The sequence below is a fragment of the Patulibacter sp. NPDC049589 genome, assembly GCF_040675535.1.
Lineage (GTDB): Bacteria > Actinomycetota > Thermoleophilia > Solirubrobacterales > Solirubrobacteraceae > Patulibacter.
The window spans coordinates 1-14419 of record NZ_JBFAPC010000139.1 but is presented as its reverse complement, the minus strand read 5'-3'; the positions used below and the strand labels follow the sequence as shown (position 1 = coordinate 14419).

Below are 14419 nucleotides of genomic sequence, written 5' to 3'. Positions count from 1 at the left end.
CGTCACGACGGGCGTGCCCGCGGGGTCGGGCGCCGCCGCCGGCACCAGCGCGGCGCGGAGCATCCGGAAGGCCTCGGCGGCCCGGCGGCGGTCGCGCTCGTCGGACCCGGGCGGTGGGACGTGGGCCACGAGCGGCAGCCCGGACACGCGCTGGGCGTGCGCGCCGTCGGTCAGGCGGGTGCTCCGGCGCCCGGCCGCGAAGGCCGGCGCCCCGACGACGAGGAGCCCGACGGCCGCCCCGGCGACGGCCGACCACCACGGCCGGTCGGACACGATCAGGAGGCCGGCGGCGGCGCCGACGAGGACCGCGGCGACGAGGAGCAGGAGGGAGATCAGGAGGCGGCGGGGCACGGCGGAGCGGTCGGGTGGCGGGGGTGTGCGGGACGTCGGGCGTGGTCCGCCGTCGGCCCGGGGCACCGGGGCGGGGAACGGATCGGGCGGCGGCGTGCGACGCCTACCATCGCGCAGCGTCCGGCGGAACTCGCCGGGCGGGCCGCCACGCCGGACCGCGACGGTCGATCGGTGACCCCGGACGCCGACCGGCCCGGCATGATGGGCGGGTGGCCACGGACGAGCAGACGACGCGCCCGGAGGGCGACCCGGAGTCGGTCGTCCGCGCCCTGCTGGACCGGCCGCCGGTGGCGCTCCGACTGCTGGAGGCCGCGCGGGGCTGCGTCCTGGACCGCGGCATCTCGCGCGTGACGATGAGCGACGTCGCCCGCCGCGCCGACGTCAGCCGCACGACGCTGTACCGGCACTACCCGGACGTCGAGACGGTGCTGCGCGACCTGATGACGCTCGACTTCGGCAGCGCGGCGCTCGAGGCCGTTCGCTCCACCGGCGAGCTCCCGACGGCCCGCGAGCGGCTCGCCACGACGATCGTCGCGCTCGCCCGCGCCATGCGCCGCGATCAGCTGTTCCGGAAGATCCTCGACGTCGATCCCGAGTTCCTGCTCCCGTACGTGACCGCCCGCACCGGAGTCTCGCAGCGGGTGATGCTGACCATGCTGGAGGCCGGCGTCCGGCGGGGCCAGGAGGGCGACGGCTCGATCCGCGCCGGTGACCCGCAGCTGCTCGCGCGGATGCTCTTCGTCCAGGCCCAGGCGTTCACGATCTCCATCGGCGTCGTGTCGGACGACCCCGCCACCGAGGACGCCGTGATGGACCTGGCGGGCAAGGCGTTCGACGCGCAGCTGCGCCCGCTCCCGGGGGCCTGAGCCGCGGCAGTCGGGACGGCGCGCCGTCCCGGCTCACCCCGGCGCGCGCTCCACGACGGTCAGCTCGACCGCGCCGCGCTTGGACGGCGTGCCCAGCTCGACCGTCCAGCCGGCCTTCTCGATCCGCCCCGCGAGGCGCTCTGGCGTCTCGCGGCCGCTCCAGATCACGCGGTCGCGCAGCAGCGCGCGGGCGATCGCCCCGCGGGTTGCCTTCGCGTCGTGGCTGACCACCGTGCGCTTCCCGGCGGCCTCGCGGACGACGCCGACGAGCACGGTGCTGTGCTGCTCCGGGCCACGCCAGAGCTCGCGGTAGGGGCCGGAGCGCAGGTCGACGACGAGCTGGTCGGCGGGGAGCGCGGCTGCGAGGGGGCCGGCCCACGTGCGCCGGGCGGACTCGAGCCCCGGCAGCCGGGCGCCGGCGGGGCAGCGGTAGGCGGGGATCCGGTCCGACGGCCGCAGGACGCCCCACAGGGCGCTGACGATCCGCAGGTGCTCCTCGGCCCGCTCCCGGGCGGGGGCGCGCAGCGTGGTCAGCCCGAGGCGGTCGAACAGGACGCCGGTGTAGACCTCGGCGGCCGGGGCCGTCGGCGCGGTCCGCAGGCGCAGGTTGTCCTGCAGGTCGGCGCGGCTCTTGGGACCGAGGTGCAGCTCGGCCAGCGCGCGCTCCTCGTCGCCCGCGGAGAGGGTCTCCAGGGCCTCCAGCACCGCTGAGCGGACCGGGAGGAGCTCGGGGTGGGAGTGGGCGTCGAGGTCGAGCGGGGGCCCGGAGGCCGGGGCCGTCTTGCCCTCCGACGGCGGCACGAGGATCAGCACCGCGGGGACGCTAGAGGAGCGTCGCGACCGGCGGCCTCCCGCCCGGAGGAGCGGCGGGCGGCGCCTGCGGCGCAGCGCCCTGCCGCGAGGCGACGATCAGTCGCGCGGCCCGAGCTCCGGGCCGTCCTCGCCCTCTTCGACGTCGTTGGCCATCTGCTCGGCCAGCTGGGGGAGGAGGTCGGCGACCTGCATCCCGAGGACCTGCGCGAAGGTCGCGACGACCTGGTTCTCGCCGTCCGGACCGGGGACCTCCTCGATCTGCGGCGAGAAGATCGCCTCGGCCTGGACCTCGCCGGGCTCCTGGGGGTGGTCGGAGAGGATGATCACGGCGCGGCCGGGGCCGTCCTGGACCACGCGGCCGCCGAGCACGTCGCGGACGGAGCCGAGGATCTCGGCGACCATCTCGGACCAGAGGACGCGCGCGTCCTCGCGCTCCGCGTCGTCCATGTCCGCGAGGTGATGGGCGTTGCGCCGCGCGAGGGCCTCGACACCCGCCGCCACCGAGCGCTGCTCCAGCAGCTGGTCGATGTGCAGGGGGACGGACGGCTCGTGCGTCGGGACGGGATCGGGATCGCTGCTCATGCAGGCCGCACGCTACGCCATCCCGGGATGCCGCGCACCCGTGGTTCGTCCCCCCACGACGCAGCGCACCCGCCGGGAGGCGGGTGCGTGGGACTGCACGTCGGTGGTGTCCCCGCCGGCGGGCGGGGACACCCGGTGGGACTACCGCGAGACGCGGATCTTCACGCAGTTGCTGGAGTAGCGGTTGCGCTTGGCGTACTTGCGGTTGACCAGGACGACGTCCCGGCGCGAGCCGCACTTGACGACCGACGGGGCGGTCGCCTTGCGCAGGTCGATCTTCGTGCTGCCGGAGCCGCTCGGGCGACCGTTGAAGACCGACGACTTGCCGCTGCCGCCGATGATCGTGTTGTTGTTGAACCCGCCGGACAGGCGATCGTTGCCGTCGCCGCCGTCGAGCTTGTCGCGACCCTCGTTGCCGTAGAGCTGGTCGCTGCCGACGCCGCCGCGGATCGTGTCGTTGCCCTGGCCGCCGAGGACGAGGTCGTTGCCGCTCTCGCCCTCGATGGTGTCGTTGCCCTTGTCGCCGTAGAGGCCGTCGCGGGAGGAGCCGCCGTAGATGCGGTCGTTCCCGGTCTCGCCGTAGACGTGGTCGACGCCGCTGCCGCCGTACAGGCGGTCGTTGCCCGGGCCGCCGTAGACGCGGTCGCCGGACGTGCCGCCGTCGAGGCAGTCACCCGCGTCGAGGCCCTGCAGGTTGTCCTTGCCGCCGAGACCGAGGACCCGGTCGCGGTTCTTGGTGCCGTAGATGCGGTCCGCACCGCTGTCACCGAGGACGACGTAGTCCAGGCCGGGGCCGGACAGGCACTTCGAGTTCGGCAGCAGGCCGGCCGCGGCGAGGCGACGCGCCTCGGTCAGCGGCAGGACGCGGCCGCCACGCGGCGTGTCGGTGCTGTTCGGCACGCCGATGACGACGAGGCCGTAGCGGTCCGTCGCGGGGATCTGGCAGACGCGCGGGCCCTGGCCGACCGGGATCGAGCCGACGGGGCAGATGCCGTCGCCGCCGTCGTTCGGGTCGCTGGGGTTGTCCGCGGGCGGGTTGCAGGCGTCGCCGCGCTGGCCGACCTTCGTCTCGCCGACCGTGAGGTCGAGGAGGCCGCCGGTGACCGCGCCGCCGGAGAGCACCTGGATGCGCAGCGGGGTGACGACGACGCCGTCGGCGGTCTTCGTCACCTGGTTGAGCGGGTAGATCTTGACGACGGCGTCGAGGCCGAGGTCGGAGAGCGCCTTGCCGAGGCCGTTGACGAGGCCGTCGAGCGACACCGAGTTGCCCAGCAGGCTGATGTTGGTGATCTCGGAGTTGCCGGTGAACTCGGCCTTGCCGTTCACGCACCTGGCGGTCGCGGTCGCCTTCACGGCGCCGATCTTCAGCAGGCTCGGGTTCGACCCGAGCAGCTTCAGGTCGACGTCGGCGATCGTCGTCGACGCGGTGGCCGTCTGGTCCTTGGAGGAGCCGAGCTCGGGCGTGAGCGACGTCTTCTCCTGGACGGCGGACGTGCCGACGAGGCCCTGCAGCCCGACGGCGGAGGTGACGTCGCCGGCGCCCTGCTCGTCGTTGGAGCAGGCGGCCTTGTCGAACGTGGGGCCGGGGACGGAGCCCTTCAGGCCGTTGGCCACGAGGGGCTCGACGTAGGGCTGGTTGGCGACCGTGAGCGCCAGCGCACTGGCGCGGCACTGGAAGCTGGGCTGCTCTGCGGCCTCGGCGCTCGAGGCGACCGCGAGGCTGCCGAACGTGACGAGGGTGAGCGCGAGAGCCAGAAGTGGGGGACGTGATCTGACGGTGTGCACTGGGGGTTCATACCTCACTCGGAGTCCGAAGGCGCCGGTGGGCGCCTAGAGGACCACCGTTCGGTGGACCCCCGCATCGTACGCGCGTTCTCCTACATCTGTCCACGGTGCATCCGATGGTTCGTTCCAGTCGAACGTCTGCGCTGGCCTGCCCGTAGGGGGTTTCCCCCGTTGTCGGCTACCGATGTTCGGGGCCTGCCCCGATCCTGCGGCGCCGGATCCGGCGGGGACGAGTGGCCGAGGGGGCCGGCTCGGGCGGCTGGACGGGCCTCCCCGGCGGGGGCGGGCGGACGTGGCCGGTCCGCTGGACGCGGGCCGCGGCGGGTTCCCGGGCGCGTCGGTGAGCCGGCGGCGGTCCTGGCGGGACGGAGGGGACGGGCGGCCGGAGTCGGGATCCCGTGGCCGGGGCCCGGAGCGCGGACAGGTCGGGAGGGATCGGGGACGCGCGGCGTCCCCGTCGCGACGGCGACGGCGAGGGCACGTTCGACCGCCCTGCCCGTCCCGCCGGGTGGCGGGAGCGGGTGGGTGTCGGAGAGGTCCGGCCGGAGGCCGGGGAGTGCGACGCGGTGCGCGCGTCGCGGTGGGCGCCTCACGGCGCCCGGGGCGGCCCCCGCTCGAAGAGGCGGGAGCCTGCCGGCTAGCTGCGGCCGGAGAGCTCGACGATCAGGTGCTCGGTGATCGGCACCTGGATCTCGTGACGGTCCGGGAGGCGCAGGACGCGACCGGACAGACCGTCGTGGTCGGCCTCGAGCCAGGCCGGGACGATCGCGATCAACTCGGTGGACTCCGTGGCGATCGGGCGGACGGGGCTGCTGTCCTTGATCGTCACGACGTCGCCCGGGGACAGGCGCGCGGACGCGACCGTGTGCCGGACGCCGTTGACGAGCACGTGACCGTGCGAGACGAACTGACGGGCCTGGGCACGCGTGGACGCGAAGCCGAGGCGGACGATGATGTTGTCGACACGCGACTCGAGGAGCTGCAGCATGCGCTCACCCGTGACGGTGTTCTCCGCGTTCCGCTTGCTGGCCTCGTTCATGAGGTTGCGGAACTGCTTCTCGCGGATGCCGTAGTAGCGCTTGGCGCGCTGCTTCTCACGCAGCTGCTGCGCGTAGACGGACGTCTTCACGCGACGGCCACCGCCGTGCTGTCCGGGGGGCAGTGCCCCGCGGCGCTCGAGAGCGCCCTTTCCTGCGAGGCGACGTGCGCCCTTGAGCTCGAGATCGACGCCCTCGCGCCGCGAGAGCCGCTCGACCGGCCCGGTGTAACGACCCATTGGGCCTCCTGTGGTCCTACTCCGACGAAACGACGACATAGGGTAGCCAGGTCGGTGCCCCTCGCGTCGTCCGGCATGCGAAGATCCGCCGTCGCGTCCGGAAGGATCTCCGGCGTACGCATGGAATTCTCCCAGGAACCCGCCGGTGCCACGACTCGTCGTGTGCCCCGGGACCCCCCGCCATGAGCGACACCTCCACAGACGATCTCCGCAAGCCCTCCGGTGACGCGGAGCCGGACGACGACGCGCGGGCGGACGAGCTCGACCTCGACGACGGCCCCACGGAGCCGCCCGTCATCGGCTGCACGCGCTGCGAGGCCCGCGTCGTCATGGGTTCGCGCTACTGCCCGAGCTGCGGCGTGCCGCTCGTGCGCTCCGGGGAGCAGGCGGCCACGGCGCTCTCCCGCACCCGCCGCCGCGCGCCGTGGATCATCCGCCTGCTGGTGCCGATCCTCTTCCTCGGCGTGCTCTACGCCATCTGGTACGTCGCCAACACGGACCCGCTCGAGAGCGAGAAGGACTCGCTCAAGATGCAGGTCCAGCGCGTCGTCGCCGACCACCGGACGCTCTCGGACCGCCTGGAGGAGCTCGAGGCCGACACCGACCCCGATGCCGCCCTCGGCGCCGCCCGCGCCGCGATGGCGACCCTGCGCGACGTGCAGGACGAGACGGAGGGCGTCGAGTCGGGCACCACCGGCCGGACGACCCGCGTCCGCCGGGTGCTCGCGACCGACCGCCTGTACCTCAGCGCCGTCGTCGGCGTCCTGGACGACCCGAAGTCGCCGCTCCTGAAGCAGCTCGGCAGCCGCTCCGCCCGCGCGGTCGCGGCGCTGCGCTCGATCGACGACATCGCGTCGACGAAGGACGCCATCCGCGGGACGAAGGTGCTCGGCCAGTCCGTCCGGGCGCGCGCCAAGAACCCGTCCCGCACGACGAAGGCGCCCGCGCCGAGCTCGTCGTCGAAGCCGCGGCCGCCGTTCGTGCGCGCCGTCGAGGGCGTGATCCGCACCGGCGGCACGGCGCGTCCCGACGTCGCCCGCGGCTTCGCCCTGCTGCGCGCCGCCCGCGACGGCGTCTCGACCTGGGACGGCGTCGGCGTGCGCCCGGCGTCCGCCTCCGCCGCGGTCGCCGAGGCCGACCGGCTGTTCACCGCGTCCTCGCGGGTCCGATCGACCGCGGCCGCCGAGGCCCGCGACATCACGACGTCGCAGGACAACCAGCGGGCGATCGCCACGAAGCTCTCTGCGGCCTACGAGGCCGGCGCGGCGACCGGGACGAAGCTCACCGGCTGCATCGATTCCTTCAAGAACACCGGGGCCCAGAGCGTCGCCCGGCAGTGCCTCGACGGGGTGCGGCCGCAGACCGCGACCGAGGTCACGCGGACCCGGGCGTTCCAGTCGTCGTACCGCCCCGCCCGCGTCGCCGCGGGGCTCTCGGGCACCCCGGTCCTCTGATCCGGCGGCGGTGACACGGGGCGCTCCGACCGGGGCGCGCCGGTGTCCGTCCCGTTCGGGTCCCGCGGGCCCGCGCGTGCGGCTCTCGGCCGCTCGCGGGCCGGCATCAGCGTCGCGGGCCGTCAGCCCGTCGCGGCGGGCAGCAGCGCCGCGCGCACCAGCGAGCGGACCGACTCGCGGACCTGGCCGGGCTCCACGGGGAAGAACCACGGCATGCCGTCGGGGAGCTCGCGCACGGCGTTGCCGACGCGCGCGAGGTGGGCGAGGCCCAGGATCTGCACGTACATGGCGTTCGCCGTGTAGTCGGCGTCGGCGATGGCGAACTCGCCGGCCTCGTCGCCCTCGCGGAGCAGCTCGATCGGGCGGTGCAGCGCCGCGGCGACCGCCCGGCCCATCTGCAGCATCGCGCCCTCGCTGACCCGCTCCAGGAGCTCGGTGCCGGGCTGCCGCAGCATCGTCATGGCGCACTCGATGAACGCCGGGTGCGCCAGGCAGTACGCGAGGAACGTCTCGGCGAAGTCCGCGAGCCGGTCGGCCGCGGGGCCGTCGTCGGAGAGCTCGGCCACGTCGTCGAGGAAGTCCGCGACGTAGGACACGATGACGAGCGCGAAGAGCTCGTCCTTGCCGCTGAAGTGCCGGTAGATCAGGGCCTTGTTCAGGCCGGCCTCGCGGGCCACGTCGTCGATCTGGACGTCCTGCGCGCCGCGCTCGTCGAAGAGCCTCCGGGTGGCGGCCAGGATCTCGCGCTCGCGGTCGCGACGGCGGGCCGCGGCGCCCGAGCGGCGGTCCTGTGTGCTGGTGCTCCGGAGGGCCATCACGGCGGATCCTACCCCCGGTTGCATCATCTGTAAACCCTGGTTACACTCCGGGTCAGACGCCCCCGACCGGGGGGTGTTCGTTTCCCCGCGTTCTTCCGAGGACCCGCACCCATGAGCACCACCTCCGACTTCATGACCATCGCCGGCGAGCTTGCGCAGGAGCGCATGAAGCCGGAGTGGCAGACGTTCTCCCTCGAGCTCAACGAGGAGCAGAAGACGCTCCGCGACTGGGTCCGCGAGTTCTCCGTCAACACGATCCGCCCGGCCGGCGCCGAGTGGGACGAGCGCGAGGAGTTCCCCTGGCCGATCGTCAAGGAGGCCGCCGAGATCGGCCTCTACGGCCTCGAGTCGACGATGTCGATGTTCCTCGACCCGACGGGCCAGCTGACCCCGATCTTCCTCGAGGAGATCTTCTGGGGCGACGCCGGCATCGGCATGGCGCTCCAGGGCACCGGCCTGGCCGTCTCGGCCATCTTCGGCCAGGGCACGCAGGAGCAGATCGCCGAGTGGCTGCCCCGCTGTTACGGCACGGCCTCCGAGCCCGTCGTCGCCGCCTTCTGCTCGTCCGAGCCCAACGCCGGCTCCGACGTCTCCAACGTCCGCACGACGGCCAAGTACGACGAGGCCACCGACGAGTGGGTCCTCAACGGCCAGAAGTCGTGGGCCACCAACGGCGGCATCGCCGACGTCCACGTCGTCATCGCCACGGTCGACCCGTCGCTCGGCTCGCGCGGCCACGCGGCCTTCATCGTCCCCAAGTCCGAGATCAAGGGCATCTCGCAGGGCGCGAAGGTCAAGAAGCACGGCATCCGCGCGTCGCACACCGCCGACGTCAACCTCGACGACGCGCGCGTCCCCGGCGCGTACTTGCTCGGCGGCAAGGACAAGCTCGACGCGCGTCTGGCGAAGGCCCGCGAGGGCAAGCGCGCCCACGGCAACGCCTCGATGGCCACGTTCGAGGCGTCGCGTCCGGCCGTCGGCGCGATGGCCGTCGGCGTCGCCCGCGCCGCGTACGACTACGCGCTGGACTACGCCAAGGAGCGCGAGCAGTTCGGCCGCAAGATCATCGAGAACCAGGCCATCGCCTTCAAGCTGGCGAACATGAAGGTCGAGCTCGACGCCGCCCGGCTGCTCGTCCAGCGCGCCGCCTGGCTCGGGGGCGCCACCCTGCGCGGCCAGAGGGCCGAGTTCCCCAACGCCGAGGGCTCGATGGCCAAGTACAAGGCGTCCGAGGTCGGCGTCCGGGTCACCGAGGAGGCCATCCAGATCCTCGGCGGCAACGGCTACACGCGCGAGTACCCCGTGGAGCGCTTCCACCGCGACTCGAAGATCATGACGATCTTCGAGGGCACCTCCGAGATCCAGCAGCTGGTCATCGCCCGCACCATCTCCGGGGTGCGCGTCCCGTAAGCGGCACCAGGACCGCTGGACGACGAAGGGCCCGGAGCGTCGCGCTCCGGGCCCTTCGTCGTCCCGGCGGCTGGCCGCTCCCGGAGGAGGAGCGGCCCCGGCGGGGGATCAGCTGCTGCTGGAGGCCCCGAACGTCTTGCAGGAGGGGGCCTTCTCGCCGAGCTCCTTCGGCAGGTCCTTCGTGTTGCCCAGGTCGATCTTGTCGAACTTGTCGCCCAGCGACGCGAAGTCGTTGATCGCCTTGATCTTCGAGATCTCGGACTTCGCCTGGTCGATGCCCTTCTTGGCGTCGTCGGCGCCGTCCTTGACCGACTTCTGGAAGTCGGACCACTTGTCGGGCGCGTCGGCGCCGGCGAGCGTCTGGATCGAGTTGCCGAACGTGTCGAACAGCTTCGTCGCGCCCGCCTTGAGCGTCGTCACGGCCTTGTCCGGGTTGCTGGCGGCGGTGGTCGCGAGGCTCGAGGCGGACTTCTGGAAGTCCTGCGTCGCCGTCAGGATCTGCTTGCAGGCGCCCTCGTAGGTCTTGATGTAGTCGGCCTCGTTGCCGCCGCCCCCACCGCCGCCACACCCGGCGACGCCGAGGCCGGCGGTGGAGAGGAGCACTGGCACGAGCAGTCGCGTACGGCGTGAGAGCATGGCGGGACCGTAGCGGTCGCGCGCGCGACGTGCGGGCCCGGCCGCCGCGCTCGCCGCCCCGGACGTACGCTTCGGTGGTGCCCGACGTGGTCCCTCCCGTTCCCGGACTCCCGGAGGCCCGGCCCGGCGCCGCGGTGCCCCTCGCGGGCCTGACGACGCTGGGCGTCGGCGGCCCGGCGGAGCGCCTCGTGGTCAGCACCGACGAGGCCGCCCTGATCGCCGCCGTGCGCGACGCCGACGCGGCCGGCCGGCCGCTCCTCGTCCTCGGCGGCGGCAGCAACCTCGTCGTCGGGGACGGGCCGCTGGCCGGCGACGTCGTGGTCGTCCGCACGCGCGGGACCGCCGACGCGGACGGCGCCGCGGAGGACGGCACCGCCCGCGTGCTGCGGACGGTCGCGGCCGGCGAGCCGTGGGACGCCGTCGTCGCGGCGTCCGTGGCGGACGGCCTCGCGGGGCTCGAGTGCCTGTCCGGCATCCCGGGGGCCACGGGCGCGACCCCGATCCAGAACGTCGGCGCCTACGGCCAGGAGGTCGCGGACACCGTCGTCGCGGTGCGGACGCTGGACCGCCGGACCGGCACGGTCGGCACCCTCGGCGCCCGCGAGCTGCGCTTCGCCTACCGCGACAGCGCGCTCAAGGGCCGCGCCGACCACCTCGTCCTCGACGTCACCTTCGCGCTGCGGCCGTCCGGCCTCGGCGGGCCCGTCCGTTACGGCGAGCTCGCCCGCGCGGTCGGCGCGCAGGCCGGGGACCACGTGCCCGCGGCCGAGCTGCGCGAGGCCGTCCTGGCGCTGCGGCGCGGCAAGGGCATGGTCCTCGACCCCGAGGACCCGGACACGCGCTCCGCCGGGTCGTTCTTCACCAACCCGCTGCTGGACGACGCCGGGCTCGCGGCGCTGCGCGCGCGGGTCGCGGAGCGGCTGGGGCCCGACGAGGTCCCACCGGTCTACCCCGGGGACGACGGCCGGAGCAAGACGTCGGCCGCCTGGCTGATCGAGCGCGCCGGCTTCGCCAAGGGGCACGCCCGGGGTGGCGCGGCGATCTCCTCGAAGCACACGCTGGCCCTGACCAGCCGCGGCGGCGGGGCGTCCGACCTCCTCGCGCTCGCGCACGAGGTCGCGGACGGGGTGGAGGCCGCCTTCGGCGTCGCGCTGCACCCCGAGCCGGTCTTCGTCGGCGTCCGGTGGTGAGCGGCGCGGTCGCGGGCCGCCCGGGCGCCCGGGCGACGTCGCGCGCGTCCCGCTAGAAGGAGCCGCAGGCGCTGGCCTGCTTCTTCAGGTCGGCCGGGACGGCCGGGAACAGGCTCTTGCCGTTGAAGCGCTTGAACGCCTTCGTGATGGCGTCCAGGTCGCCGGAGGCGATCGGATCCTTCAGCTCCTGGAAGAACTTCACGGTGACCGGGGCGCTCTTCTTGACGCCGGCCTGGAACGACGCGAAGGCCTTCGGGGCGTCGAGGTCCTGCACGCGCTCCAGTCCGGCGACGAGGCTCTCGACGTAGGCGCCGACGGGCTTGGCGGTCGCCTTGGCCAACGCCGCGACGTCGCCGGAGTCGACCTGCTTCTGGGCCTTGGCGCTGTCGGCCTGCAACGTCGTCTGGGCGGTCGTCAGCGAGGTGCAGACGTCGTTCCAGGACGAGGCGTACGCGGTGTCGGCGCTGCCGCCGGAGCTCTTCGCGTCGTCGCCGCCGTCGGAGCCGCCGCAGCCCGCGACGCCCGCGGCGAGCGCGACGGCGGCCATGACGGCGGCGGGACGGTGCAGCGCGGAGCGGGAGAGCATGGCGGCCACCATAGCGTCAGGCGGCGGCGCCCGGCGCGCAGGCGGGCGTCCGCCGTCGGAGGTCCTCCGGGGCGTCCGGCCCGGGGTCTGCGGGGGCGGCGCGCAGCGCGCCGACGGCCGCCGGATCACCGGCCCGCACCCGCCCGCGGATCGCCGCGGTGCGCTCGCGGGCGGCACGCAGCCGCGGGAGCATCGCGCGGTGGTACGCCCGCCACTCCGCGGGCGGGACGGCGGTCTCGATCCGCTCCAGCCGGCGCTCGGTCCGGCCGAGGTACGGCGCGACGAGGCTGCGGCCGATCCTTCGGCGGGCCGCGGTCCCCGTCCCGGCGGCGAGCCGTCCGCGGACGGCCCGGGCCGTCCGGGCGGCGTCGGTGCGCAGCGCGCCGCACGTGGTGTCCCAGGCCCGCGCGTAGGCGACGGCCTGCGGGCCCACGGGTCGCGGATCGTCCCCGGACCCGCCGCCCGTCGCCAGCAGGACGGCGACGACGACGGCCGCCAGGGCCGCGACGGCGACGCCGGCGAGCGAGGCGCGTCGCCGGCTCATCGCAGGGCGGTGCACCCCGGGGTCTTGTCCCGGAGCTTCGCCGGCGCGGCCGTCGACGACGGGCCGACGCTCCCGACGGCCAGGAGCGCGAGCGCGTCGGCGTCGCCCTGCTGCAGCCGGCGGACGCCGTCGTCGACGACCTTCAGGCGCACCGCGAGCTGGCGGATCGCGCCCGCGTTCCACGTGGCCCACCGCGACGGGGCGTCGAGCTTGCCGGCGGCGTCGGCCTGCTCGGCCAGCGACGCCTGCAGCTCGCGGGCGGGGGCGGCGAGGTCGGCCGTCACGGCCGCGGCGGACGGGCCGGCGGCCACGGACGCGTCGCCGGCGTCGGGGGACGTCGTCGCGGCAGAGGAGACCTCGGTGCGGAAGGTGCTGAGCGCCCCGCCGACGCCCTTGCAGACGCCGTCCCAGCCGTCGGCGTAGGCGGTCGTCTCGTCGGTCCCGCACCCGGCGAGCCCGCCGCCGGCGACGGCCGCGACGGCGAGCGCCACGACGATCCTGCGGCGGGGCAGGCGGCTCTGGCGTCCGGGCATCCGGGGAATCGTAGGGCGCGGCGTCACGTCGTGCAGGCCGTGGCACGCGAGCGCAGCGACGCCGGGGTCGCGGGCGGCTTCCCGAGGTCCTTGACCTTCTGGATGACCGCGACGCCGGCGTCGGTGCTGCCGCTCTGCAGGCCGCTGCGGTTCGCGTCGATCACGTCGGTGAGCCCCGAGACCCAGCTCAGGGTGCGCTCGTGGAACGAGCGGACCGAAGACGGCGGGGGCGCGGCCTCGATGCCCTCCGACGCGGCGGTCATCGCCTCGCCGTAGCGGACGATCGCCCGGCCGAGGGTCTTCGGGTCCGATGCCCCGGTGGCCCCGATGTCGGTCGTCAGGGCCTTGGTCGCGGCGTTGAAGCCCTTGCAGAAGCGGTTGACGTCCGCGGCGTACGCGGCCAGGCCGCCGTCGCCGGAGTCCCCGCCGCCGTCGCCACCGGTGGAGCCGCCGCCGTCGTCGTCCGAGGTCCCGGTCGAGCCGCCGTCACCCGTGGTCGCCTCGCCGCCCCCGGTCGTCGTCGCCGGGCGGCCGACGGTCGAGGACGTGGCCGGCGCGTCCGACGGGGCGCTGGTGCTCCCGGCGCCGGGCGTGGTGACGGGCGCGGGGGCGAGGGCGACGGTCTCGCCCCCGCCGTCGGTCGCCGCGATCGGGTCGCCGTACCCGGCGCCGCCGCAGCCGGCCAGCACGAGCACGGCGCCGCACGCGAGTCCGGGCAGCGCGCGTCGGAGGGGCCACAGCATCGGGCGAACCGTAGCGGGGGGCCGCCGGTCGGCGCGGCGCTCGCCCGCCCGGGCGTCGCAACCGGGGCCTGGGGCAGTCGTCCGGCCGACGGCGAGGGTCAGTCGGCGGTGCGGTGGCAGGCGGGAGCGTCGGCCAGCACGGTCGCGGGGACCTCGGGGAGCTCGCCGCCCCGGACCTCGCCGTCCAGCGCGGACCCGGACTGCCCGCGGCGGGCCTGCGACGCGGCGTCGCGCATCGCGTCGGCGTGCCGGCGCAGGCCCTTGACCGCCGCGGACTGGAAGGAGCGGTCGGCCGCGGGCGGCCGGACGGCGGCCAGCCCGTCGGCGCTCCGGCGCACGACGGTCGCGTAGCGGGTGATCGCCGTCGCCAGGCCCGCGGCCTCGCTTCGCGCGTCGGTGCGCAGCAGGCCCTTGCGCAGGTCGGCGACCCCGTCCGTCAGCTCGTGGCAGGCGCGGTTCGTCGCGGCGGCGAACGCCGACGGGTCGCCGTCCCCGCCGCCGCAGCCCGCGAGCCCGAGGGCCGCCAGGGCGACGACCGCCGTGGTTCTCGCGGTGGCACGCATGGCCCCAGGCTAGATGATTGATTCCATGATCTCGCGGCGTGGTGCGCGTCCCGGACGGCACCTGGCGCCACCCGGCACCTCGGTCAGACTTCCAGTCTGGCTCTCGGCACCGTGCGACGCCGGGACACCGCCCGGAACGCACCCCACATCCACGATCTCCGTGGAATCCACCATCTAGAAGACCGCTGAAATTGTCGGGGGTCTGTCCGGCGGTTTCGGGATCCTTGGTGGGTGCTTGCGGAGCGGTCGGGGCAGGTCGGGTTGTTCGA

Annotated in this window: 15 protein-coding genes and 1 pseudogene; 4 read left to right on the top strand and 12 right to left on the bottom strand. The window is 74.8% G+C overall.

Going from position 1 to position 14419, the window contains the following annotated elements; all coding sequences use genetic code 11:
• Positions 1-351: pseudogene (locus tag AB0L40_RS21085) on the bottom strand (hypothetical protein); the annotation flags it as partial.
• A 209-nt stretch (positions 352-560) separates the two neighbouring features.
• On the opposite strand from AB0L40_RS21085, the gene AB0L40_RS21080 reads away from it, so the two are divergent.
• Entirely contained in the window at positions 561-1217 is a 657-nt protein-coding gene (locus AB0L40_RS21080) for a helix-turn-helix domain-containing protein (protein WP_364359195.1), read from the top strand.
• Between the two features lie 33 nt (positions 1218-1250).
• Here the strand turns inward: AB0L40_RS21080 and AB0L40_RS21075 are convergent, their stop codons facing one another.
• From AB0L40_RS21075 to rpsD, 4 genes are all read right to left on the bottom strand, one after another.
• On the bottom strand, positions 1251-2030 hold the full coding sequence (locus AB0L40_RS21075) for a peroxide stress protein YaaA (RefSeq protein ID WP_364359192.1): 780 nt from the start codon (positions 2028-2030) through the stop codon (positions 1251-1253).
• 96 nt (positions 2031-2126) lie between these two features.
• The gene (locus AB0L40_RS21070; RefSeq protein ID WP_364359189.1) at positions 2127-2612 is read right to left on the bottom strand and encodes a hypothetical protein; all 486 of its coding nucleotides are present in this window, start codon (positions 2610-2612) and stop codon (positions 2127-2129) included.
• Positions 2613-2753: 141 nt separating this feature from the next.
• A complete protein-coding gene (locus tag AB0L40_RS21065) occupies positions 2754-4397 on the bottom strand; it encodes a calcium-binding protein (RefSeq protein WP_364359186.1) in 1644 nt (547 codons plus the stop codon).
• A gap of 637 nt (positions 4398-5034) precedes the next feature.
• A complete protein-coding gene (gene rpsD, locus AB0L40_RS21060) occupies positions 5035-5673 on the bottom strand; it encodes a 30S ribosomal protein S4 (protein ID WP_364359183.1) in 639 nt (212 codons plus the stop codon).
• A gap of 182 nt (positions 5674-5855) precedes the next feature.
• Here rpsD and AB0L40_RS21055 point away from each other — a divergent pair, with 182 nt between their 5' ends.
• Entirely contained in the window at positions 5856-7127 is a 1272-nt protein-coding gene (locus tag AB0L40_RS21055; protein ID WP_364359180.1) for a hypothetical protein, read from the top strand.
• 122 nt (positions 7128-7249) lie between these two features.
• On the opposite strand, the gene AB0L40_RS21050 is transcribed toward AB0L40_RS21055, so the two are convergent.
• Positions 7250-7942, bottom strand: a complete 693-nt coding sequence (locus AB0L40_RS21050; protein ID WP_364359177.1) for a helix-turn-helix domain-containing protein — start codon at positions 7940-7942, stop codon at positions 7250-7252.
• A 168-nt stretch (positions 7943-8110) separates the two neighbouring features.
• On the opposite strand from AB0L40_RS21050, the gene AB0L40_RS21045 reads away from it, so the two are divergent.
• Positions 8111-9355, top strand: a complete 1245-nt coding sequence (locus tag AB0L40_RS21045) for an acyl-CoA dehydrogenase family protein (protein WP_364359201.1) — start codon at positions 8111-8113, stop codon at positions 9353-9355.
• Positions 9356-9463: 108 nt separating this feature from the next.
• Here the strand turns inward: AB0L40_RS21045 and AB0L40_RS21040 are convergent, their stop codons facing one another.
• Positions 9464-9991 carry a hypothetical protein gene (locus AB0L40_RS21040; protein ID WP_364359174.1) on the bottom strand — a complete coding sequence of 176 codons (528 nt, stop codon included), beginning with the start codon at positions 9989-9991 and terminating at the stop codon, positions 9464-9466.
• Between the two features lie 86 nt (positions 9992-10077).
• Here AB0L40_RS21040 and AB0L40_RS21035 point away from each other — a divergent pair, with 86 nt between their 5' ends.
• Complete coding sequence (locus AB0L40_RS21035; protein ID WP_364359198.1) at positions 10078-11181, top strand: UDP-N-acetylmuramate dehydrogenase; 1104 nt, start codon at positions 10078-10080, stop codon at positions 11179-11181.
• 52 nt (positions 11182-11233) lie between these two features.
• Here the strand turns inward: AB0L40_RS21035 and AB0L40_RS21030 are convergent, their stop codons facing one another.
• The 5 genes from AB0L40_RS21030 to AB0L40_RS21010 all read right to left on the bottom strand — a co-directional run bounded on the left by AB0L40_RS21030 (position 11234) and on the right by AB0L40_RS21010 (position 14150).
• Positions 11234-11767 (bottom strand): hypothetical protein, encoded by a 534-nt coding sequence (locus AB0L40_RS21030; RefSeq protein ID WP_364359172.1) that lies wholly within the window; start codon positions 11765-11767, stop codon positions 11234-11236.
• Positions 11768-11783: 16 nt separating this feature from the next.
• Positions 11784-12311, bottom strand: a complete 528-nt coding sequence (locus AB0L40_RS21025) for a hypothetical protein (protein WP_364359169.1) — start codon at positions 12309-12311, stop codon at positions 11784-11786.
• Complete coding sequence (locus tag AB0L40_RS21020) at positions 12308-12844, bottom strand: hypothetical protein (RefSeq protein WP_364359166.1); 537 nt, start codon at positions 12842-12844, stop codon at positions 12308-12310. Before AB0L40_RS21020 ends, AB0L40_RS21025 begins: the two co-directional genes overlap by 4 nt.
• 23 nt (positions 12845-12867) lie before the next feature.
• The gene (locus AB0L40_RS21015; protein ID WP_364359163.1) at positions 12868-13587 is read right to left on the bottom strand and encodes a hypothetical protein; all 720 of its coding nucleotides are present in this window, start codon (positions 13585-13587) and stop codon (positions 12868-12870) included.
• A gap of 98 nt (positions 13588-13685) precedes the next feature.
• Positions 13686-14150, bottom strand: a complete 465-nt coding sequence (locus tag AB0L40_RS21010) for a hypothetical protein (RefSeq protein ID WP_364359160.1) — start codon at positions 14148-14150, stop codon at positions 13686-13688.
• Positions 14151-14419: the final 269 nt, after the last annotated feature.

Coding starts and splice junctions, on each gene's coding strand:
- AB0L40_RS21070 (WP_364359189.1), bottom strand. CDS start 2,612: ATGAGCAGCGATCCCGATCCCGTCCCGACGCACGAGCCGTCCGTCCCC.
- rpsD (WP_364359183.1), bottom strand. CDS start 5,673: ATGGGTCGTTACACCGGGCCGGTCGAGCGGCTCTCGCGGCGCGAGGGC.
- AB0L40_RS21055 (WP_364359180.1), top strand. CDS start 5,856: ATGAGCGACACCTCCACAGACGATCTCCGCAAGCCCTCCGGTGACGCG.
- AB0L40_RS21050 (WP_364359177.1), bottom strand. CDS start 7,942: ATGGCCCTCCGGAGCACCAGCACACAGGACCGCCGCTCGGGCGCCGCG.
- AB0L40_RS21045 (WP_364359201.1), top strand. CDS start 8,111: ATGAAGCCGGAGTGGCAGACGTTCTCCCTCGAGCTCAACGAGGAGCAG.
- AB0L40_RS21040 (WP_364359174.1), bottom strand. CDS start 9,991: ATGCTCTCACGCCGTACGCGACTGCTCGTGCCAGTGCTCCTCTCCACC.
- AB0L40_RS21030 (WP_364359172.1), bottom strand. CDS start 11,767: ATGCTCTCCCGCTCCGCGCTGCACCGTCCCGCCGCCGTCATGGCCGCC.
- AB0L40_RS21025 (WP_364359169.1), bottom strand. CDS start 12,311: ATGAGCCGGCGACGCGCCTCGCTCGCCGGCGTCGCCGTCGCGGCCCTG.
- AB0L40_RS21020 (WP_364359166.1), bottom strand. CDS start 12,844: ATGCCCGGACGCCAGAGCCGCCTGCCCCGCCGCAGGATCGTCGTGGCG.
- AB0L40_RS21015 (WP_364359163.1), bottom strand. CDS start 13,587: ATGCTGTGGCCCCTCCGACGCGCGCTGCCCGGACTCGCGTGCGGCGCC.
- AB0L40_RS21010 (WP_364359160.1), bottom strand. CDS start 14,150: ATGCGTGCCACCGCGAGAACCACGGCGGTCGTCGCCCTGGCGGCCCTC.